We start from the raw sequence: 20,489 nt of genomic DNA on the forward strand, positions 1-20,489 counted from the left end.
CTTTGCACGTTTTGCTCGCCCCGCCCCGGGGCGATTTCCGACTGTGCGATCGATCAAGGAGAACCGCCGTGGCAACACTCACCATTAACGGGCGATCCGTGACCCTCGAGGTCGCCGATGACATGCCCCTGCTGTGGGCCATTCGTGACTACATCGGCCTGACCGGCACCAAGTTCGGCTGTGGCGCCGGGCTGTGCGGTGCCTGCACCGTGCACGTCGATGGCGAGGCGACGCGCTCCTGCGTTACGCCGGTCGCCTCCGCGGACGGCAAGGAAATCACCACCATCGAAGGGCTTTCCTCGGCCGGTGATCACCCGGTGCAACTGGCGTGGGTGGCCGAGGACGCCCCGCAGTGTGGCTATTGCCAGTCCGGCCAGATCATGCAGGCCGCCGCGCTATTGGCCGACAACCCGGACCCCTCCGACGAGGACATCGATCGGGCGATGAAGGGCAACCTTTGCCGTTGCGGTACCTACAACCAGATTCGCGCGGCGATCAAGCACGCGGCCCGGGCCAAGATGGCCGGTTCTGATGTCCAGAGTGACAACCAGGAGGTGTCGGCATGACCACGCGCAGGCAGTTTCTCAAGGTATCCGCCGCCGTGGGCGGCGGCTTGCTGGTCGGCTTTCGTCTGGGTGCCCCCGAGTCGGCCATGGCCGCCGACGGTACGTCAGGCGCGTCGGGTTCGGCGAGTGTGTTCGAACCCAATGCCTGGATCGAGATGCATCCCGACGGTCGCACCATGCTCACCATCTCGGGTTCCGAGATGGGCCAGGGCGCGATGACGGTGATCCCGATGATGATCGCAGAAGAGCTCGACCTGCCCTGGGGCGAGTTCGACACCCGGTTCGCCCCGGCCGACGAGGCCTATGCCAACCCGGCGCTCGGCAGCCAGGTCACCGGCGGCAGCGCCACCGTGCGCGGTTTCTACACCAAGCTGCGCGAGGTGGGCGCGGCGACCCGCGAGATGCTGATGCAGGCCGCGGCAAACCGCTGGGACGTGCCGTTCGATGAGTTGCGCACCGAGCCGGGTGTCGTGGTGCATTCCGCCAGCGGTCGGCAGGTGGAATACAAGGATCTGGTCGGCGATGCCGCCCAGCTCGAGCCACCGGAAGAGGTCTTTACCAAGGACCGCAAGGACTTTCGCATCATCGGCAAGCCGACCAAACGCCTCGATTCGCCGCAGAAGGTCACCGGCCAGGCGGATTTCGGCATCGATGCCCGCCCGGATGGCTTGCTGCAAGCCAGCATCGAGCGTTGCCCGGTATTCGGCGGCAAGCTCAAGTCGGTGGACGCCGACGAGGCCCGCAAGGCCGATGGGGTCGAGGACGTGATTGAGCTCGATCACGGCGTGGCGGTGCTGGCGCGGGACTGGTGGAGTGCCGACCAGGCGCGCGGCAAGCTCTCGATCGAGTGGGACGAGGGCGATCTGGCCGACCTCGACGACGAGGCGATCGACGCGCAGTTCCAGGAACGGATCAAGGAGGATGCCCGCTCCGCACGTAGCGAGGGTCGTGGTGCCGATGCGCTGGGCAATGACGAGAACACCCATAGCGCGACCTATCGCGTGCCCTATCTGGCCCACACCACCATGGAGCCGATGAACGCCACCGCCTCGGTCACCGAGGACGGCGTGACCCTGTGGGTGCCGACCCAGGCACCGGGCTCGGTACAGAAGGTGGCCGCCGAGGTCGCCGGTGTCGACAAGGACAAGGTCACGGTGCATACCACCTTCCTCGGGGGTGGCTTCGGCCGTCGCTTCGAGACCGACTTCGTCCGCGAGGCGGTCGAGCTGTCCAAGCGCGCCGGTCGCCCGGTCAAGGTGATCTACTCGCGTCCGGACGACGTGCGTCACGACTTCTACCGGCCGGCGGCCTACAACGAGCTGTCGGCCACCCTCGGCGATGACGGTCTGCCCGTGACCTGGGTGCATCGCATCGCCGGTCCGTCGATCTGGTCGCGTGTCGCGCCCGGCATGGTCAAGGACGGCATCGATCCGGCCGCCGTCGAAGGCGCGGCGGATCACCCTTATCAGATCGAAAACATCGCCGTGTCCTATGCGAATGTCGACCCGGGTATCCCGGTCGGGTTCTGGCGCTCGGTGGGCCACTCGCACAACGCCTATATCGTCGAGTCGTTTCTCGACGAACTCGCCCGCCGGGCAGACGTCGATCCGGTCGAGTACCGGTTGCAATTGCTCGAGAGCGACTCGCGTCACGTCGGCGTGCTCAAGCGTGCCGCCGAAATGGCCGACTGGGGCGGCGAGGTGCCTGAGGGCCGTGCCCGCGGCGTCGCACTGGCCAAGTCGTTCGGCAGTTATTGCGCTCAGGTCGCCGAGGTCTCCATCGAGGACGGCAAGCCACGGGTGCACAAGGTCTGGTGTGCATTGGACTGCGGCATCGCGGTCAATCCGGCCGGGGTCGAGCGCCAGGTGCACTCCTCGATTGCCTACGGTCTGACTGCTGCCCTGTTCGGCAAGGTCACCATCAAGAACGGCCGGGTCCAGGAGCAGAACTTCAACGACTACCAGGCCGTGAGCATCGACCAGATGCCCGAGGTCGAGGTGGGCATCGTCGATTCGGGCCAGCCGCCGGGCGGCGTGGGCGAGCCGGGATTACCGCCGCTGGCGCCGGCCGTGGTCAACGCGCTGGCAAGCCTGACCGGCAAGCCGATCCGCCGCTTGCCGATCGAGCTGGGCGACGAGGCGTGACCCCGTCCCCGGCCGCGGCAAACGATCGCCAGGCGGCCCTGACCCTGGCGGTCGAGGCACTCGAGGCCGGCCGCGAGGTCGCGTTGATCACGGTGCTCGAGACCTACGGGTCGGCGCCTCGTCGTCCCGGCTCGCTGTGGGTGATCGTCGAGCCGGCTGGCCCGCAGTCCGAGGGGATCCCAAGGCAGGCCGGATCGGTCTCCGGCGGCTGCGTCGAGGACGACCTGCTCGACTGGCTCGCTGCTCACCCGGAGCAGGCGCGTTGTGGCAGGCCGGTCGAGCGGCATTTCGATGGCACCACTCACCCGGGTCTGCCGTGTGGTGGCACCCTGTCGGTGCTGGTGGAGTGGCCGCGCCGATCCTCCGATCTGCGTCCGGCACTGGCGGCCGTTTCCCGTCGCGAGGCGGTCTGGCGCGAGGTCGACCTGGCCACCGGCCGGGTGGAGTTTCACTCGATCGATGGCGTGGTACCGGAATCGCCCAGTCGTGGCGAGGGCGCCCTGGCCGTGCCCTTCGGCCCGGCGTGGCGGTTGGCGATCATCGGCACCGGGCCGGTGGCCGAGGCCCTCGCGCCCCAGGCCCTCTCGCTGGGCTTCGAGGTGGATGTCTGCGACCCGCGGCCACATGCCCATTGGTCCGTGCCCGGGGTGGCGCTGCACCGCGAGGTGCCCGAGCGGTTCTTTGCCGTGACCGGGCTGGATGCGCGCACGTCAGTGGTGGCCGTGGCGCACGACCCGCGGCTGGATGATCTCGCGCTGATGGATGCCCTCGAGTCGCCGGCCTTCCACGTTGCAGCCATGGGTGGCGCATCCACCAGTCGTGCGCGTCGCGACCGGCTGGCGGCCCTTGGCATCGATACCGAGCGACTGCGGGCGCCGGCGGGGCTCGATATCGGCTCGCATACCCCGGCCGAGATCGCCGTGTCGATGGCCGCCGAGCTGGTCGCGGCGCGTCATCTCGAGCGCCAGCGGGCCGCCGCGAGGCAGCCTGCCACACGGCACGTACTCGATGCCGGCTGATCAGGCACCGCTCGCCGGGGTGGCGGGCGTGGTGCTGGCGGCCGGGCGGTCGCGGCGCTTCGGCGCCGACAAGCGCTGGGCGTCCTGGCAGGACGAGCCACTGCTCGCCTACGTGCTGCACACCGCCCGCGCGGCCTGCGAGCGCGTGCTGGTGGTCGTCGAGCGACACGATCCCGCATTGGACGAACTGCTGGAGCGACTGCCGGCCGAGCTGGTGGTCTGCCCCGACGCACACCGCGGCCTGGTATTCAGTCGGCGGTGCGGGCTCGATGCCCTGAGAGGCGATACCGGGCTGCGCGGCGTGCTGGTCTTTCTGGGTGACATGCCGGCCATTCGCCCCGTCGATGCCCGTCGTCTGGGGGCAATGATGCTCGAGACCGGATTGCCGGTTCGTCCGGTCCATCGCGGTGATCCCGGGCACCCCGTCGCTTGCCCCGTGCGGTGGCTGGCCGAGCTGGGCGAGTCGGGTTTCCCGGCCGCCACCGGACGGGCGATCGAATGGGAGTACCCCGGCGTGGTGAGCGATGTCGACCGTCCGGTCGATCTCGATACTCTGCCTACGTCCTGATCCGGCCGGTACAGGCGCCGGTACGGGTTACCGTGCCGATTGGCTGTGCTAAGTTTTACGTGACCCCGTCGGCACTCGGCGACATGTCGAGTCCGCCGTCTCTTCCATTTCGACACCAGCGAAGGACCCCGGATGAACGAGCGTCCGTCCACGAGTCGTGCCACCGAACCGCTGCACGCCTCGCGTCATTGCTTCGCACAACCGCGGTTCGCCGACGAGTCGGCCGTGCTTGCCGATGCCTATCGCCTGCTCGATGACGCGGTGATCCGCTACCAGGGTCATCCTGTCGGCACGATGGCGAGCCTTGATCCGCGTGCCCCGGCCGAGAACTACCGTGACTGCTTCGTGCGCGATTTCGTCTCGGCGGCGTTCCTGATGCTGCTGGAAGGTCGCTCGGACGTGGTGCGCGAGTTTCTCGCCATGATCCTGCGCATGCGCGGTCAGCAGGAAGAACTGGAAGGGCAGCAGGTCGCGCCGGGTGTGCTGCCGGCCTCGTTCCGCGTCATCACCCTCGACGACGGCAGCGAGCAGCTCTCGGCCGACTTCGGCGACCGCGCCATCGGTCGGGTCGCCCCGGTCGACTCGATGATGTGGTGGGCGGTGCTGCTGCGTGCCTATGTGCGCTACACTGGCGACACGGCGTTCGCCCACACCCCGGAGGTCCAGCGCGGCCTGCGCATGATCCTGAGCCTTTGTCTGCAGAGCCGCTTCGAGGTCTTCCCCACGCTGCTGGTGCCGGACGGCTCGTTCATGGTCGATCGGCGCATGGGCGTCAACGGCCACCCGCTCGAGATCCAGGCGCTGTTCGACATGACCCTGCGCACGGCCGATCTCCTGACCGTCGACGAGGGCAGCCACTGGCTGATCGATCTGGCCAAGCGCCGTCGCGACGTGCTGCGCGACTACGTGCGCCGTTACTACTGGCTGGATCTGGACGTGCTCAACGAGGTGCACCGCTTCTCCACCGAGAAGTTCGGCGTTGATGTCGACAACGTCTTCAACATCTACCCCGAGTCGATCCCCGAATGGGTAGCCGACTGGCTGCCGGACGACGGCGGCTACTTCGTTGGCAATCTCGGCCCGGGGCGGATCGACTTCCGCTTTTTCTCGCAGGGCAATTTCCTCGCCACGACCACCGGACTGGCGACCGCGGAGCAGGGCGGTCTGCTGATGCACACCGTCACCGAGCGCTGGGACGACCTGGTCGGGCAGATGCCGGTCAAGCTGGTCTATCCCCCGGCGCGCGGGGCCGAGTGGCGCCTGATGACCGGGTCGGACCCGAAGAACGTGCCCTGGTCGTATCACAACGGCGGCAATTGGCCGGTGCTGATCTGGCCGATGGTGGCCGCGGCACTGGCCGTCGATCGCCAGGACCTGGGCGAGCGGGCCTTCCGCGTCGCCGAGCGGCGCCTGATGGCCGACAGCTGGCCTGAATATTACGACGGTCGGCACGGCCGCCTGATCGGTCGTCGGGCCAATCTGCACCAGGTCTGGAGCGCGACCGGGCTGCTGTTGGCCCGTCACCTGCTGGCCAACCCCGAGAACTTGGTCGAGCTGGGGCTGTCCGAGGATGAAAACAGTGCCCCCGGCGACGGGCGCGGCGGTTAAATAGGGTCAGATGAGGGAGGGGAGCGATGCCATGGCTATGGTGGGAGGTCGCGACGGGCTGTACATCTGTCTGATCAGCGTGCATGGGCTGATTCGTGGGTACAACCTGGAATTAGGTCGAGACGCCGACACTGGCGGGCAGACCCTCTACGTGGTCGAACTGGCGCGCGCGCTGGCGCGCCGTCCCGAGGTGGCCCGCGTCGACCTGTTCACCCGGCGGGTGATCGACCCGCGCGTGGATGCCGACTATGCCCAGCCCGAGGAAGACCTCGGTGACAACGCCCACATCATCCGTATCGATGCCGGTCCCGAGGAGTATCTGCCCAAGGAGCGGCTCTGGGACTACCTCAACTGCTTTGTCGACGGCGCGCTGGCACACATCGATCGGCTCGGCCGGACGCCGACATTGATCCACAGCCACTACGCCGATGCCGGTTACGTCGGCGTGCGGCTGGCCCATCACCTGGGCGTGCCGCTGGCCCACACCGGCCACTCCTTGGGCCGCGTCAAGCGCCGCCGCCTGCTGGCGCGAGGCGAGAGCAGCGAGACCATCGAGTCGACCTACGCCATGTCCACCCGTGTCCGGGCCGAGGAGGAGGTGCTGCTCGCCGCGGACATGGTGGTGGTCAGCACCGGCCAGGAGATCGAGGAGCAGTACGGGCTTTACGACTGGACCGATCCCGAGAAGATGACGGTGATCCCGCCGGGCGTGAACCTCGAGCGCTTCTCCCCGCCGCCCGAGCAGTTCGCACCAGCGATCTGCGCCGATCTGCGTCGCTTCCTGCGCGAGCCCGAGCAACCGATGGTGTTGGCGCTGTCGCGTCCCGATGAGCGCAAGAACATCGCCACCTTGATCGAGGCGTTCGGCGCGCATCCCACGCTGCGCGAGCAGGCGAACCTGGTGATCATCGCCGGCAACCGCGACGACATTCGCGACATGGATGCCGGGCCGCGCAAGGTGCTGACCGATATCCTGCTGCTGATCGACTACCACGACCTCTATGGCGTGGCCGCCTATCCGCGTCATCATCAGTCCGATGACGTGCCCGATCTCTATCGGCTGGTCACCCGCAGCGGCGGGGTGTTCATCAACCCGGCGCTGACCGAGCCGTTCGGCCTGACCCTGATCGAGGCGGCCGCGGCCGGGGCGCCGATCCTGGCCACCGAGGACGGCGGGCCGCGCGACATCATCGCCGCCTGCGAGAACGGCGAGCTGATCGACCCGTTGGATGCCGACGGCATCGGCGAGCGGATCGCCGCGCTGCTCGAGGATCGCGAACGCTGGCGGCGCTACTCGCAGAACGGCATCCGGCGCGTGCGCGAATGCTACGCCTGGGATGCCCACGTCGAGAGCTACCTCGCCCGCGTGGCCAGCCTGTTCGAGGGCGAGCGTCGCGCGGTGCGTCCCAGCCTGCCGGATCATGTGCTCACCCAGGTCGACCGGGCGCTGGTGGTCGAGTTGGCGGCGCTGGGCGATTCCACCGATGCCGGCACGCGCCGGCGGCTGGTCGAGACATTGCGTGCCCATCGCCGGCAGGCCGGCTTTGCGGTGGTATCCGACCGGCCGCGCCGCGAGGTGCTCAGTGCGCTCAAGGAGTTGGGCGTGCCCACACCCGACGTGCTGATCACCCGCGGCGGCACGCAGATCCACTACGGTCCGCGCCTGTCTCGCGACGAGGGCTGGAGTCGCCATATCGGCTATGCCTGGCAACCGGACCGCGTCTACAACCTGCTGGCTCGGACGCCCGGCGTGGAGCTGCGTTCCCGGGCGGTACAGGGGGTGCATGCCGTGCATGCCTTTATCGCGGACACCGATGCCTTCCCGGGCTTCGAGGCGCTGGAAAACGAGCTGCATCAACTCGACATCCACGCCAACCTGGTGCGCCTGTCGCGCAACGAACTGCTGGCCATGCCGGTGCGCGCCTCCAAGGGCTTCGCGCTGCGCTATTTCGCCACGCAGTGGGGCATTGCGCTCGATCACCTGCTGGTGGCCGGTGGCGTGGCGACCGACGAGGACATGCTGCGAGGCAATCCACTCGGCGCGGTGGTCACGCCCGACGGGGCGCGCGAACTGCCGGGCCTGACGGACCTTGATCGCGTGATCTTCACCCGGGGACACGGGCCCACGGGCGTGCTCGAGGCCATCGATCACTACGATTTTTTCGGTGCCTGTGCCCTGCCCGAGGGGCGGCGTGACGATGACGGGCAGGCGTCATGAGCGAGCTGGCGCCGATCCTGTTGTGCTGTGACCTCGACCGTACGCTGATCCCCAACGGTCGGGCCGAGGAATCGGCCGAGGCTCGGCCGCGGTTGGCGCGCTTCTGTTCCCATCCGGCGGTCCAGTTGGTGTTCGTGTCTGGGCGGGACCTCCAGCTGGTGCTCGACGGCATCGACGAGTGGTCGCTGCCGCAGCCTGACTACATCATCGGTGATGTCGGCACCGCCATCTATGCGCCGCGATCACAGACGGGTCATGAGGATGGAGACTGGATTCACTGGCCGGCGTGGACGGATCAGATCGCGCCGGACTGGAACGGGCTGACCCACGACGATGTCACCGACATGTTCGCCGACATTTCCGCCATCCGTCCCCAGGAGCCGGCCAAGCAGGGGGCGTTCAAGGCGAGCTATTACGTCGACCGGCAGGCGAACCAGGAGGTGCTCGATGCCGAACTGCACGGCCGGCTATGGCGAAACGGGGTCGACGCGCGACTGGTCTGGTCGCTCGACGAGGCGGCCGACGTGCTGCTGCTCGACGTGTTGCCCACCGGCGCGAGCAAGCTGCACGCGATCGAATTTCTCATCCAGCATCTGGCATTCGACGAGTGCCGGGCGATGTTCGCCGGCGATTCGGGCAACGACCTCCACGCCCTCGGCAGTCATATCAACGGCACGCTGGTCGCCAATGCCGAACCGGCGGTCAAGGCGCGTGCCCGCGAACTGGTGCGTGCCGGCGCGCTGGAGGGCACGCTCTACCTCGCCCAGGGCGGGCTGTTCGGCATGAACGGCAATTACGCCGCCGGGGTGCTCGAGGGGTTGGTGCACTACCTGCCAGAGACCCGTGAGCACATGACGCTGGCGGCGGATTCCAGCGGGGGGCCGAGTTGACGGTCTGGCGCTGGCTTCTCGGCCTGTTCGGTCGACACTCCCATCAAGCGATCGACATTCCGGCCCCGGCCTGGAAACGCGTCTGCCGGGGGCAGCCGGAGCTCTCCGTGTTGTCGGTCGAGGAGGGCGAACGCCTGCGGTCGCTGGCCGGGCGGTTTCTCGCCGGGCGGCCGTTCTACGCCGGTGGGGCGATCGAACTTACCGACGCCATGCAGCTGCGGATCGCGGCCCTGGCAAGCTTGCCGGCGCTCTCGCTCGGAATGGACTGGCTGGCAGGGATTCGGTCGGTCGTGGTCTACGCGGATGCCTTCGAGGTCGATCACGAGGAGGTCGACGAGGACGGGGTGGTGCATCACGTGCGCGACCTGCGCGCCGGCGAGGCCTGGTCGCATGGCACGCTGGTGCTCTCCTGGGCGGATATCGAGGCCGGGCTCGACCCGGATTACGCCACCAGCGTGGTGATCCACGAGGTGGCCCATTTCATCGACGGGGCCAACGGCGCGGAAAACGGCTTCCCGCCACTGGGCAAGGGGCATGACCGCGTCCGCTGGACGCATGACTTCCAGACGGCCTTCGACCGGCTCAACCGGGAGATCGACGCCGGCCATGAGCCGGCGATCGACCCGTACGCGGCCACCAACCCGGCCGAGTTCTTTGCTGTGCTCTCCGAATACTTTTTCCGCCTGCCCGAGGCGCTGTGGCACTTCGATGCCGCGATCTACGCCCACCTGTCGCGCTTTTACGGCCAGGACCCGCGGGCGCGCGTCGCAGCCCTTTCGGCTGGCAAAATCCCTGCAGACGTCTAAGGTCTTGCACAGGTCCGGCGGGAACGACTGCCGGAGAGGGTTTTCATCCAAATCATGGAGGGCTACCACCCATGTGCGCAGCCAAGGCAAAGAAAGGCGAAAAGACACTCAAGAACCTGCAGCAGGCGCTGTCGATGGAATTGACCGCCACCCACCAGTACCTGCTGCACGCCCACGTGCTCGAGGACTGGGGGCTGGATCGCCTGGCCACCAAGATGAACGGCGAGGTGCAGGAAGAGCTGGGGCATGCCAGCAAGTTCATCGATCGCATGCTGTTCCTCAATGGCGATCCGGTGGTCTCTGAGGCCAAGCCGACCAAGCGTTCCACGTCGCTGACCGAGATGTTCAAGGCCGACCTGAAGGAAGAGCTCGCCTCGATCGCGTTCTACGGCAAGGCCGCCGGCGAGGCCGCCGATGACGGGGACGTGGGTACCCGCCAGTTGTTCGAGGAAATCCTCATCGACGAGGAAGGGCACGCCGACTGGCTGCAGACCCAGCTCGAGCTGCTCGATCGCATGGGCGAACAGAACTATTTCGCCGCCTACCACACGCCGAATACCGGCGAGTAAGGGCGGGCCCCGCCGGCCAAAACCGGTCGGCGCAGGGGCGCCCGAAGTGGCCACATAAATGGGCCGGCTCCACTGGGGTCGGCCTTTTTCGTGTTCTCGCGGTTATCGGTTGGCTGTGGGACGGTGTGGGACCGCCGGGGCCGTCACCGGCCACCTGACGAGAGGTGGTCGATCACCACCTTCGCCACGCGCCCTGACCAGAGCAGTGCGAAGTGATTCACGGGCAGGCAGCGGTGATCGGCCATTTCGGAGGCCACGGTTTCGGCGACGGCCACCGTACCGTCGTTGGGCGATTCGAGCGCGTCGGCGACGAGACGACCTGGCCCGACCGGTCGGGTGCCGGCCAGCATCAGGGTGTTGGGGGCGTTCCACGCCGGAACGTCGCCGTCGAGCCCGGCCTCCAGGCTGCCGCCGAGCAGCCAGCGCCCGAGCCGCCATTGGGCCAGGCCTCGGGCGACGGCGCTGCCGCCCAGGGGGGAGCCCAGCAGCACGAGGCGTGCATCGGGCGGCCGGCTATCGGGGTGGCGAGCGAAGAGGTGGGCGAGGACCACGCCGCCGAGACTGTGGGCGAGGAAGTGGCCGGGTGGGCTGCATTGCTCGTCCAGCCAGCGCGCGAGTCGCTCGGCGTTGGCCGCCGGGGTGGCGCGGGTGGGGTAGCCGAACAGTAGGGGATCAAACCCGGCCTGTTTCAGGCGACGTGCCAGTGGCCACATGGCCCAGCGTCCCATCCACAGCCCGTGGATCAGTACCACCGGCCTGCGGTCGGAGGAGGGCGTCACTGGGTCGTTGTCAGACGTGATAGCCGATCAGGTTGCCGATGAAGGCGGTCGCACCCATGGCGGCCACGCCCCAGAACAGCACCCGCGCGGCACCGCGGAGGACGGAAGCGCCGCCGGCGCGGGCCGCCAGGCCACCGAGCAGGCCGAGCGAGACCAAGGTCATCACCACCACGGCGACCATCATGGTCGAGTCGGGAGAGAACAGCACGGTCAGCAGGGGAAGGCCTGCCCCGACGGAGAAGGAGGCGGCCGACGACCAGGCGGCGAGAAAGGGTTGAGCCCGGGTGATCTCGTGCAGTCCCATCTCGTCGCGTGCATGCGCACCGAGGGCATCGTGTGCCATGAGCTGCTGGGCGACATCCTGGGCCGTTTCCGGTTTCAGGCCACGGTCGATGTATATCTCGCGCAACTCGGCCAGCTCGTGGTCGAAGTTGATCTCCAGCTCGCGCGCCTCCATGGCGAGATCCGCCTTTTCGGTGTCCTTCTGCGACTGCACCGAGACGTACTCGCCGGCCGCCATCGAGAGCGCCCCGGAGACCAGCCCGGCGGTGCCCGCCAGCACGATGGCCGCACGCGGGGTGCCTGCCGCGATGAAGCCCAGCATCAGACTGGAGACCGACACGATGCCGTCGTTGGCCCCCATCACGGACGCCCTCAGCCATGAATTGCGATTGATGCGGTGATGCTCGGCGTGAATATCGATCTTCTTTTCCATGAGGCGCCTTCGTCCTGGGGCATCCCCGGCTGGCGGGCCGGGTGATAATCTGGTGACACCCCGCCGGTCGGACCGGCAGGGACGCGTTTTAACGGGATATTGCCACGGTAATCCGCCGTAACCCAACACGAGGCCGCGGGTCGGCCGGCAAGGCCATCGACCTAACATCATGCAGCATCCGCTCGACATCAGCTCCGATCATCTCTGCCAGCGCCTGCAACAGGTTCTCGATGGCATGGACGACGAGGTCACGCCCGACGTGGCGCTGGCCGTCGAGCGGTTGTGCCTGTCGGTCGCGCGGGAATCGGCATCGGCGGCCGGCCCGCGTGTCGCCGTGGCGCTGGCGGACATCCAGGCCGACCTGCCTACCCTGGTTGCCGCCTTGCTGGCGGACCCGGCCCTGGGCGAATCTGGTGTCTCCCCGCCGGCACCCTCGATGCTGGGCCAAAACGGCAAGCGGGACGTACAGCGCCTGATCGAGGCGATCGAGCGTTTGCGGGGCTGGGAGGCTCGTTACCCCGAGCCGCAGGCGGAGGGGCAACGCGAGTACTGGCGCCGCCTGCTGCTTGCCGGCGCGCGTGACGCCCGCGCGGTGCTGATCGATCTGGCCTACCGGCTGGAGGGGATGCGGGCGCTCGGTGACGAGCCCGACGAGGCGCGGCGCCGGCGGTTTGCCGGCATGACGCTGGCGGTCCATGCGCCGATCGCCCATCGGCTCGGCCTGGGTCAGATCAAGTGGGAGCTCGAGGACCTGGCCTTCCGCCATCTCGAACCGAATACCTACGTCGAGATCGCCCGCCTGCTCGACGAGCGTCGCACCAGCCGCGAGTCGTACCTGGTGCAGGTCGAGCAGAAGCTGAACCACGCCCTGCTCCAGGCGGGCATCCGCGCCGAGGTCTACGGCCGGCCCAAGCACATCTACAGCATCTGGGGAAAGATGCGCCGCAAGCAGCTCTCCTTCGAGGGGCTGTTCGACGTGCGCGCGCTGCGGGTGCAGGTCGACTCGGTCACCGACTGCTACGCCGCGCTCTCGGTGGTCCATGAGCTGTTCCGTCCCATCCCCAGCGAGTACGACGACTATATCGCCCGCCCCAAGCCCAACGGCTACCAGTCGCTGCACACCGCGGTGCATGCCGACGAGGACAAGGTGGTCGAGATCCAGATCCGCACCGAGCGCATGCACGCCTTCGCCGAGTTCGGGGTGGCCGCTCACTGGCGCTACAAGGCCGGCGGCGGATCGGCCAATCCCTTCGACATGCAGGTCGAAGCGCTGCGGCGTGGCCTGTCGCGCGGCGAGATTCGGCCGCTGGCCGCGCCGATGGTGTATGCCTTCACGCCCAACGGCGAGCTGGTCGAACTGCCGGCGGGGGCGACGGTGCTCGATTTTGCCTATCGCATCCACACCCACCTGGGGCACCGTTGCCGCGGGGCGAAGATCAACGGCCACATCACGCCGCTGAAGACCGAGGTCGCCAACGGCGACACGGTCGAGGTGCTGACCAACAAGGAGCCGGCGCCCAGCCGCGAGTGGGCGCATGCCAAGAGCGGTTTTCTGCGATCGGCCAGTTCGCGGGCCAAGGTGCGCAACTGGTTCGCGCAGTTCGATCGCGAGGATGCCCGTGAGCGGGGACGCCTGATCTGCGAGCGGCTTTATCGGCGGTTCTCCATGGATGCCCCCGCGCGCCGGCAGCTGCTCGAGGCGCTGGGTGTGAACAGCGAAGACCAGCTGTTCCTGGCCGTGGGGCATCACCGCATCGCCCCGGAGACGCTGCAGGCCGCCGCCCGTGGTCAGTTGGGCGCGGCGGCCGACCGCTCCGCGCGCCCGCCGCGCGAGGAGACACCCGCGGGCGAGCCGTTGCCCGAGCCGCCGGGCGGGCGCAGTCTCGTCATCGAGAACCAGTCGATCGACGGGCTCAAGGTCATCCCGGCCAAATGCTGCAATCCGCAACCGGGCGAGCGGGTGATGGCCTTTCTGAGCCGCTCGCAGGGCTACAAGCTCCACCGCCCCGATTGCCGCAACCTCGCCCACCTGGCCGGCCAGTACCCCGAGCGCGTGTTGCCGGTCGAATGGCCCGATTAGAACGGCTGCCCACATGTGATACCACCCGGGTCCGGCGAGCCGTCGGTGATCAAGGGGTCCAGGGTGGCATCGGATACATGCAGACCGTCCTTCGCTGACAACAAATCGTCATGCGCGCCGGGTAATTTGGCGCCAATGGAAAAGACACCTGCTTCCCCGGCGCTGCACCTGGCCGACGTCACCATGTTCTGGGGCCCGGCCTCGGGCGGTGTGAGGCGTTACCTCGAGGCCAAACGCAGCCATATCGCCGATTGCCCGGATTGCCAGCACAGCCTGCTGGTGCCCGGTCCCCACCCGGCGTGGTCGGCCGATGCCAACCAGTGGCTGCGCCAGTTGCCGGCCTGGCGCCTGCCCGCCGGCGATGGCTACCGGTTTCCCCTGCGCCCCGGTCCCTGGCGCGAGGCATTGATCGAGCTGGCACCCGATGCGATCGAGTCGGGCGATCCCTACGTCACCGCCCACGCCGCCCAGGCCGCAGCGAAACGACTGGGCGTGCCGGCGGTCGGCTTCTTCCATTCGGACCTCTCGCGCTTGCTCGCGCTGCGCTGCGGCGACTGGGTCCGGCCGCTGTCGGGGCGCTACCTGGGTCGGCTGTATCGCCGATTCGACTGGATGTTCGCCCCGAGTGACGTCATGGCCAGCCAGCTGGTCGACCTGGGCGTGCGACATGTCAGCGTGCAGCGGCTCGGCGTCGATACCTCGGTCTTTCGTCCTTCGGCGGTCCAGCCCGGACTGCGTGACGCGCTCGGCATTCCGCGCGATGCCCGCTTGCTGGTGTTTGCCGGGCGCAACACGCGCGAGAAGCATGTCGACCAGCTGGTCGCGTCGCTCGACGAGCTCGACGACCGTTACTACCTGTTGCTGATCGGCGCCGGCATGCCGGTCGGCAGTCATCCCCGTCTGCGCGTGGTCGACTACGTCGCCGACGAGCACACGCTGGCCGCCTACCTCGCCTCGGCGGACGCCTTGCTGCATGCCGGTGATGCCGAGACCTTCGGTCTGGTGATCCTCGAGGCGATGGCCTGCGGCCTGCCGGTGGTCGGCGTGGATGCCGGGGCCACGCCCGAGCTGGTCGACGAGACGGTGGGCGAACTGGTCCCGAAGGCGCGGGCCGCGGCACTCGCCCGGGGCGTGACGCGCCTGTTCGACCGCGACTGGCGGACCGCCGGCGCCGCCGCGCGCCGACGGGCCGTGCGTCACTACGGCTGGGGGCCGCAGCTCGATCGGCAATTGCTGAGGATGGGCCAGCTGTGCCGCGAGGGGCGGGTGAGTGACGACAGCGCCGCCGAGGCATCGTGGCCGGAGAAGGGCTCGGTTTCCGCCTGATCGCGCTACGCGTACCCGTCATCTCGCGGCGGGGACGATTTGGTACCCGTGCCCGCGGTTGTGCCGCCCCGCCCGGATTACCTCGCCAGTGCCGCGCTCTTGACCAGGGCGATCACGGCCTGGCCGGCATCCAGTCCCATGTCGGTGACCGCACGGTCGGTGACCTCGCTGACCAGCCGCTGGCCATCGTTCAGGGTGAGGAACACGGCCCGGCGGCCCGGGGCGCTGGTGTCGATCCGTTCGATCCGGGCCGGGAGCTGGTTCTGCATCGAGATGTTGTCGAGTCGCTCCCGGGCCAGTGCCACGTCGTCGGCGCGCACGCGCAGGCGGCGCGGGCCGTGCTCGGTCATCGAGCCGTCCGCGCCCAGTTGGAAGGTCACCGGCTGGCCGGTGGCCGTTTGTGGCGTGGTGACGAAGCGCAGCCGATGCGGGTCGCCATCGACGTGCTCCACGTGGCCGTCGAGCGAGGCGACCGGGCCTTCCTCGGTGAACAGCGGCGAGTCGACCCGCCCGAGCGCCTCCTTCAATGTCTCGACCCGCTCGACGCGCCCCTCGCTCATGAACACCACCCGGTCGGCGAGGCGCTCCACCTCCGCCGGGGCGTGGGTGATGATCACCGTGGGAATGCCGAAATCGCGGATCACCGTCTCGAACAGGTCCAGGAGATCGGCCTTGGCGCGCCAGTCGAGCGCGGCCAGTGGCTCGTCCATCATCAACACGCGGGGTCGGCCGATCAGGGCCCGGGCGATGGCGATGCGTTGGCGCTCGCCGCCGGAGAGCTTGCCCACTGCCCGGTCGAGCAGCGGGCCGATACCGGTGCGCTCGATGATCTGCTCGCGGTCGATGGCCGCGCCGCGATCGGTCGGTGCACGCGTTGCGGCGAAGTCGAGGTTGCCGCGGACCGTGCGGTGGGCGAGCAGGGCCGCATGCTGGAAGACCATGCCGATGTCGCGCCGCTCGGCCGGGAGGCCGCGCCGCCCGTCCTGCCAGACCTCGTCGTGAAAGCGCAGCTGGCCGCGGGTGTGCCGATCCAGGCCCGCCATGGCGCGCAGCAACGTGCTCTTGCCCGAGCCCGAGCGACCGAACAGCGCGGTCACCCCGTCCGAATCGAAGCGGAAGTCGCCGGAGGCCATGCGGAAGTCGCCGACGGTCAGTGTCAGGTTGCCTGCGAACATTGGATTATCCGAGTCGTGCCGAGAACCGGCGATTGATCAGGTACACGCCCACCAGCGTGGCGAAGGAGAAGGCCACCATCACCGCCGAGAGCAGGTGGGCCTGGGCGTACTCGAACGACTCGACGTGATCGAAGATCGCGATCGAGACCATGCGGGTCTGTCCTTCGATATTGCCGCCGACCATCAGCACCACGCCGAACTCGCCCACCGTGTGGGCAAAGGTGAGCACCGAACCGACCAGCAGCCCCTGGCGCGACAGCGGCAGGATTACGCTGAAGAACCGGTCGAGAAAGCCGGCGCGCATCAGCCGGGCGGCGTCCAGCACCTCCTCGGAGAGCCCGTGGAACGCCGAGAGCATCGGCTGGACCATGAACGGCAACGAGAACAGCACCGAGCCGATCACCAGCCCGACGAAGTTGAAGGTCAGCTGGCCGTCGAAGCCGAACAGGCCCAGGAACTGGGTGAGCGCGCCGTTGGGGTTCATGGCGATGATCAGGTAGAAGCCCAGCACCGTCGGCGGCAGCACCAGCGGCAGGGAGACCAGCGCCTCGAAGACCACCCGCCAGCGCGATCGCATGCGGGAAAGCCCCCAGGCGATGGGCACGCCGATAAGCAGCAGGAGGATGGTGGTCACCGCCGCCACCTGCAGGGTCAGCCAGATCGGGTGGGTATCGAGCGGGATGCCGAAAAGCGTCATTAGAACCTCGGAAAATCTGTTGCGCCACCCGATTGCGGCGTCGCGTGCTCACTCGCTTCTCGCCTATCTTTTGGATATGTCTCGTCGCTCGTTCCGCGGCTCCTTGCACTCGGGCGGCTCACGACGATTTTTCGAGGTCTCATCATGAAATTGTCTCCAAACCGGCCGGTCCTCAGGGCGTGTCGTAGCCGTACTTCTGGATGATCGTCGCGCCCTGGTCGCTGCGAACGAAGGCCAGGAAGTCGTCGACCAGCTCGGGGTGTTCGCTGCGGGTCAGCGCCGCGGCGCCCTGCTCGATCGGGTCGTAGTCCTCGGCCGGCGGCATCCAGATATACCCCTTGTCCGTTACCGGGCTTTGCGGGTCCCGCAACTGCGACAGGGCGACGAAACCCAGTTGGGCATTGCCGGTGGCGACGAACTGGAAGGTCTGCGTGATGCTCTCGCCGGTGGCGATTTTCCCCTCCGCGCGATAGCGCTGATAGAGATCATGCTTTTCCAGCACCTGCTGCGCGGCCAGACCGTAGGGCGCGGCCTTGGGGTTGGCCGCGGCCAGGTAGCGGAAGTCGCCATCGGCCAGAATCTCCTCGGCGCGCTCGTGAACGGGCAGATCGAGGCTGAACAGGGCCAGCTTCCCCCGCGCATAGACGAAGACGTCCCTTGCCTCGCCGGACTCGGCCAGCTGCTCCGGTCGGCCGGTGTCGGCGGAGAAATAGGCGTCGAAGGGGGCGCCGTTACGGATCTGGGCCAGGAGCTTGCCCGATGGGCCGAAGGAGAACCGCACGTCGTGGCCGGTCTTCGCCTCCCAGGCCGCGCCGATCTCCTCCGCGGCCTTGGTGAAGTTTGCGGCCACCGCCACGGTGATGGTCTCGGCCTGGGCGGCCGCCGCGGTCAGCCAACCGCTGGCAAGCAGGGCGGCCATCAGGGTCTTTTTCCACATCTCGGACTCCCTGTTTCGTCTTTCGATTGGTTGTCGGGTATATATCGATGTGCACGGCGAGACGCCGAGTGAACGCCCGCGCGGCTACTCGTCCACGCCCAGGATCACGTGGCTGGCCTTGACCAGCGCGCAGGTCGCCGCCCCCTCGGCAAGGCCCAGCGTGTCGATGCTGGTGTTGGTCACCACCGCCGTCAGGCGCGCGCCGCCGGGCAGGGCGACCACCACTTCGCTGTTGACCGCGCCGGTCTCGAGGCGCTCGACCGTGCCGCAGAGCTGGTTGCGTGCCGAGGTGCGCGAGCCGGCATCACTCAGGATCACGAAGCTTGCCTTGATCAGGGCGTGCACGGCACGCCCCTCGGCCAGCGCCATGTCCTCGGCGCTGCGGCGCGTGATCACGGCGACCAACTCGTCGCCACCGGCCAGTGCGACGACCACCTCGCTACTGACCGGGCCGTGGGTGATCGCCTTCACCCGGCCGGCCAGGGCGTTCCTTGCGCTGGTCTTCATGTGGATCCTCCGCAGCAGGTCCAGATCGTCGGTCAGCTCGTTGCGTTCGAACAGGGCCAGTAGCTCCCGCTGCATGCCGTTGAGTCGCTTCCAGGCGGCTAGCAGGCGCCGCCCTTCCTCGGTGAGCCCCGCCCCACCACCCTTCGACCCGCCGTGACGGGTGGTGACCAGCGGCTTGTCGGCGAGGTTGTTGATCGCGTCGACCGCGTCCCAGGCCGCCTTGTAGGTCATGCCGATCGACCGCGCCGCCCCGCTGATCGAGCCGGTCTGTTCGAGGGCGGCCAGCAGTCGCAGGCGGCGGTCGGACACCTCGCCTGCACCCAGTTTCAGGCCGAGCGAGCCGGTGAACATCGCGTTATGTTTTTCACTATATATCGACATGAGGCGTGGAACAACGGGGTAAACGGGTGACCGATCTTACCCGCATCGGCCGTCACCGCTCGTAATCCTTGATCTGCGCGAACGCCTCCAGGGCCGCCTCGCGGGAGGCCTTGAGATCGACGATCGGGCGGGGGTAGGTTTCGCCAAGTGTCACGCCGGCGCGGTTCAGGGTGCCGGGGTCGGCCTCCCAGGGGGCGAACAGCGCCTTGTCGGGCAGCTCGGCCAGCTCCGGCACCCAGCGGCGGATGAAGGCGCCCTCGGGGTCGAACTTTTCGCCCTGCAGGACGGGATTGAAGATGCGAAAGTAGGGCGCGGCGTCCGCGCCGGTGCCGGCCACCCACTGCCAGCCGGCGGTGTTGCTGGGCAGATCCGCGTCGACCAGCGTGTCCATGAACCAGTCGGCGCCCACGCGCCAGTCGATCAGGCAGTTCTTGGTCAGGAAGGAGGCGACGATCATCCGGGCGCGATTGTGCATCCATCCGGTCGTCCACAGGGCGCGCATGGCCGCGTCGATCACCGGGATGCCGGTCTGGCCGCGCTGCCAGGCGACGATGTGATCCGGGTCGTTGCGCCAGGGCAGGTGGTCGAAGCGCGCGTCGAGGTTCTCGGTTTCGGTCTGCGGGAAGTGGTAGAGCAGATTGGCGCCGAACTCGCGCCAGCCTACCTCGCGCAGGAAGTGCTCCGGGCCCTTGTCGTCGAGGGCATCCGGGTATTCGCTGCGCACCCGAGCGACGACTTGGCGGGGAGAGATCTCGCCGAAGTGCAGGTGCGGCGAGAGCCGCGAGGTGCCGTCCAGGTCGAGCCGGTTGCGGGTCTCGTGGTAGCGCGAGACGTCGTCGAGGAACGACTCGAAACGGTCCCAGGCGCCCGCCTCGCCCGGCGTCCACCAGTCGGCAAAGTCGTCGGCCCAGTCGAGTCCCGGCAGGAGCCCGAGCGAGTCGATCGACTCGCCCGTGATGGCCTCGTCCACGGCTGGCAGTCGCTCGGGGTCGGGCAGGACGGGTAGGTCGATGCCCTCGGCGAGCAGCGTCTTCCAGTAGGGGGTGAACACCTTGTAAGGCGCGCCCTGCTTGTTGAGCACGTTCCAGGGCTCGTGCAGGTAATTGCCGGCAAACGACTGGACGCTCAGGCCCTGTTCGCGGAGTGACTGCTTGACCGCCCGGTCGGTGGCGATGCCGGCCGGTTCCAGGCGACGGTTCCAGTGCACGGCGGTCGCGTCGCTCTCGGCGGCCAGCCGGGCCAGCACCTCGCCCGGCTCGCCGCGGCGGACGATCAGTCGGCTGCCCAAAGCCCGCAGGTCGCGATCGAGTGCCGTCAGGCTGTGATGCAGCCACCAGCGACTGGCTCCGCCCCGGAGAAAGCCGTCGCGGCGCTCGCCCGATCCCTCCGGGGGTACGATGTAGGCGGGTATGATGTGCTCGGATGCCAGCGCGGCGTCGAGCGCCGGATTGTCGGCAAGGCGCAGATCCTGGCGGAACCAGACGAGGGTGGTCGATGTGGACAT

General features: G+C 68.1%; 18 protein-coding genes. 11 read left to right on the forward strand and 7 right to left on the reverse strand.

Annotated elements, in window-relative coordinates; all coding sequences use genetic code 11:
* Nucleotides 1–68 precede the first annotated feature (68 nt).
* From VWP12_RS03545 to VWP12_RS03585, 9 genes are all read left to right on the forward strand, one after another.
* Nucleotides 69–566, forward strand: a complete 498-nt coding sequence (locus VWP12_RS03545) for a (2Fe-2S)-binding protein (RefSeq protein WP_125198113.1) — start codon at nucleotides 69–71, stop codon at nucleotides 564–566.
* On the forward strand, nucleotides 563–2,710 hold the full coding sequence (locus VWP12_RS03550; protein ID WP_410474636.1) for a molybdopterin cofactor-binding domain-containing protein: 2,148 nt from the start codon (nucleotides 563–565) through the stop codon (nucleotides 2,708–2,710). The genes VWP12_RS03545 and VWP12_RS03550 overlap by 4 nt, the downstream gene beginning before the upstream one ends.
* On the forward strand, nucleotides 2,707–3,729 hold the full coding sequence (locus VWP12_RS03555) for an XdhC family protein (RefSeq protein WP_410474637.1): 1,023 nt from the start codon (nucleotides 2,707–2,709) through the stop codon (nucleotides 3,727–3,729). The genes VWP12_RS03550 and VWP12_RS03555 overlap by 4 nt, the downstream gene beginning before the upstream one ends.
* Nucleotides 3,719–4,297, forward strand: coding sequence for an NTP transferase domain-containing protein (locus tag VWP12_RS03560; RefSeq protein ID WP_410474638.1), 579 nt, complete (start codon nucleotides 3,719–3,721; stop codon nucleotides 4,295–4,297). The genes VWP12_RS03555 and VWP12_RS03560 overlap by 11 nt, the downstream gene beginning before the upstream one ends.
* Nucleotides 4,298–4,429: 132 nt before the next feature.
* A complete protein-coding gene (locus VWP12_RS03565) occupies nucleotides 4,430–5,905 on the forward strand; it encodes a glycoside hydrolase 100 family protein (protein ID WP_410474639.1) in 1,476 nt (491 codons plus the stop codon).
* Nucleotides 5,906–5,936: 31 nt separating this feature from the next.
* Nucleotides 5,937–8,123: an HAD family hydrolase gene (locus VWP12_RS03570; protein ID WP_410474640.1), complete on the forward strand. Its 2,187-nt coding sequence runs from the start codon at nucleotides 5,937–5,939 to the stop codon at nucleotides 8,121–8,123.
* On the forward strand, nucleotides 8,120–9,013 hold the full coding sequence (locus VWP12_RS03575; RefSeq protein WP_410474641.1) for an HAD-IIB family hydrolase: 894 nt from the start codon (nucleotides 8,120–8,122) through the stop codon (nucleotides 9,011–9,013). Before VWP12_RS03570 ends, VWP12_RS03575 begins: the two co-directional genes overlap by 4 nt.
* Nucleotides 9,010–9,819 (forward strand): zinc-dependent peptidase, encoded by an 810-nt coding sequence (locus VWP12_RS03580; protein WP_410474642.1) that lies wholly within the window; start codon nucleotides 9,010–9,012, stop codon nucleotides 9,817–9,819. Before VWP12_RS03575 ends, VWP12_RS03580 begins: the two co-directional genes overlap by 4 nt.
* Nucleotides 9,820–9,890: 71 nt before the next feature.
* Nucleotides 9,891–10,388 carry a bacterioferritin gene (locus VWP12_RS03585; protein WP_410474643.1) on the forward strand — a complete coding sequence of 166 codons (498 nt, stop codon included), beginning with the start codon at nucleotides 9,891–9,893 and terminating at the stop codon, nucleotides 10,386–10,388.
* Nucleotides 10,389–10,531: 143 nt separating this feature from the next.
* On the opposite strand, the gene VWP12_RS03590 is transcribed toward VWP12_RS03585, so the two are convergent.
* Together VWP12_RS03590 and VWP12_RS03595 are read right to left on the reverse strand one after the other, a co-directional pair.
* Complete coding sequence (locus tag VWP12_RS03590; RefSeq protein ID WP_410474644.1) at nucleotides 10,532–11,167, reverse strand: esterase/lipase family protein; 636 nt, start codon at nucleotides 11,165–11,167, stop codon at nucleotides 10,532–10,534.
* 10 nt (nucleotides 11,168–11,177) lie between these two features.
* On the reverse strand, nucleotides 11,178–11,882 hold the full coding sequence (locus VWP12_RS03595; protein ID WP_410474645.1) for a VIT family protein: 705 nt from the start codon (nucleotides 11,880–11,882) through the stop codon (nucleotides 11,178–11,180).
* Between the two features lie 169 nt (nucleotides 11,883–12,051).
* On the opposite strand from VWP12_RS03595, the gene VWP12_RS03600 reads away from it, so the two are divergent.
* Nucleotides 12,052–13,962 carry a RelA/SpoT family protein gene (locus VWP12_RS03600; protein WP_410474646.1) on the forward strand — a complete coding sequence of 637 codons (1,911 nt, stop codon included), beginning with the start codon at nucleotides 12,052–12,054 and terminating at the stop codon, nucleotides 13,960–13,962.
* Between the two features lie 135 nt (nucleotides 13,963–14,097).
* Entirely contained in the window at nucleotides 14,098–15,288 is a 1,191-nt protein-coding gene (locus VWP12_RS03605; RefSeq protein WP_410474647.1) for a glycosyltransferase, read from the forward strand.
* Between the two features lie 77 nt (nucleotides 15,289–15,365).
* On the opposite strand, the gene modC is transcribed toward VWP12_RS03605, so the two are convergent.
* From modC to VWP12_RS03630, 5 genes are all read right to left on the reverse strand, one after another.
* The gene (gene modC, locus VWP12_RS03610; RefSeq protein WP_410474648.1) at nucleotides 15,366–16,463 is read right to left on the reverse strand and encodes a molybdenum ABC transporter ATP-binding protein; all 1,098 of its coding nucleotides are present in this window, start codon (nucleotides 16,461–16,463) and stop codon (nucleotides 15,366–15,368) included.
* 4 nt (nucleotides 16,464–16,467) lie between these two features.
* Nucleotides 16,468–17,160: a molybdate ABC transporter permease subunit gene (gene modB, locus VWP12_RS03615; protein ID WP_410474649.1), complete on the reverse strand. Its 693-nt coding sequence runs from the start codon at nucleotides 17,158–17,160 to the stop codon at nucleotides 16,468–16,470.
* A gap of 172 nt (nucleotides 17,161–17,332) precedes the next feature.
* Nucleotides 17,333–18,097 carry a molybdate ABC transporter substrate-binding protein gene (modA, locus tag VWP12_RS03620; protein WP_410474650.1) on the reverse strand — a complete coding sequence of 255 codons (765 nt, stop codon included), beginning with the start codon at nucleotides 18,095–18,097 and terminating at the stop codon, nucleotides 17,333–17,335.
* Between the two features lie 84 nt (nucleotides 18,098–18,181).
* Complete coding sequence (locus VWP12_RS03625; RefSeq protein WP_410474651.1) at nucleotides 18,182–18,985, reverse strand: TOBE domain-containing protein; 804 nt, start codon at nucleotides 18,983–18,985, stop codon at nucleotides 18,182–18,184.
* Nucleotides 18,986–19,037: 52 nt separating this feature from the next.
* Complete coding sequence (locus VWP12_RS03630) at nucleotides 19,038–20,489, reverse strand: cryptochrome/photolyase family protein (protein ID WP_410474652.1); 1,452 nt, start codon at nucleotides 20,487–20,489, stop codon at nucleotides 19,038–19,040.

The sequence above is a fragment of the Guyparkeria sp. TX1 genome (assembly GCF_046523965.1).
In the GTDB taxonomy this organism is placed as follows: Bacteria; Pseudomonadota; Gammaproteobacteria; order Halothiobacillales; family Halothiobacillaceae; genus Guyparkeria.

Bases quoted from the DNA above. Each gene is read 5' to 3' on its own strand.
- VWP12_RS03550 (WP_410474636.1), top strand. From the start codon at position 563: ATGACCACGCGCAGGCAGTTTCTCAAGGTATCCGCCGCCGTGGGCGGC.
- VWP12_RS03560 (WP_410474638.1), top strand. From the start codon at position 3,719: ATGCCGGCTGATCAGGCACCGCTCGCCGGGGTGGCGGGCGTGGTGCTG.
- VWP12_RS03565 (WP_410474639.1), top strand. From the start codon at position 4,430: ATGAACGAGCGTCCGTCCACGAGTCGTGCCACCGAACCGCTGCACGCC.
- VWP12_RS03570 (WP_410474640.1), top strand. From the start codon at position 5,937: ATGGCTATGGTGGGAGGTCGCGACGGGCTGTACATCTGTCTGATCAGC.
- VWP12_RS03575 (WP_410474641.1), top strand. From the start codon at position 8,120: ATGAGCGAGCTGGCGCCGATCCTGTTGTGCTGTGACCTCGACCGTACG.
- VWP12_RS03585 (WP_410474643.1), top strand. From the start codon at position 9,891: ATGTGCGCAGCCAAGGCAAAGAAAGGCGAAAAGACACTCAAGAACCTG.
- VWP12_RS03595 (WP_410474645.1), bottom strand. From the start codon at position 11,882: ATGGAAAAGAAGATCGATATTCACGCCGAGCATCACCGCATCAATCGC.
- VWP12_RS03600 (WP_410474646.1), top strand. From the start codon at position 12,052: ATGCAGCATCCGCTCGACATCAGCTCCGATCATCTCTGCCAGCGCCTG.
- VWP12_RS03605 (WP_410474647.1), top strand. From the start codon at position 14,098: ATGGAAAAGACACCTGCTTCCCCGGCGCTGCACCTGGCCGACGTCACC.
- modC (WP_410474648.1), bottom strand. From the start codon at position 16,463: ATGTTCGCAGGCAACCTGACACTGACCGTCGGCGACTTCCGCATGGCC.
- modB (WP_410474649.1), bottom strand. From the start codon at position 17,160: ATGACGCTTTTCGGCATCCCGCTCGATACCCACCCGATCTGGCTGACC.
- modA (WP_410474650.1), bottom strand. From the start codon at position 18,097: ATGTGGAAAAAGACCCTGATGGCCGCCCTGCTTGCCAGCGGTTGGCTG.
- VWP12_RS03625 (WP_410474651.1), bottom strand. From the start codon at position 18,985: ATGTCGATATATAGTGAAAAACATAACGCGATGTTCACCGGCTCGCTC.
- VWP12_RS03630 (WP_410474652.1), bottom strand. From the start codon at position 20,489: ATGTCCACATCGACCACCCTCGTCTGGTTCCGCCAGGATCTGCGCCTT.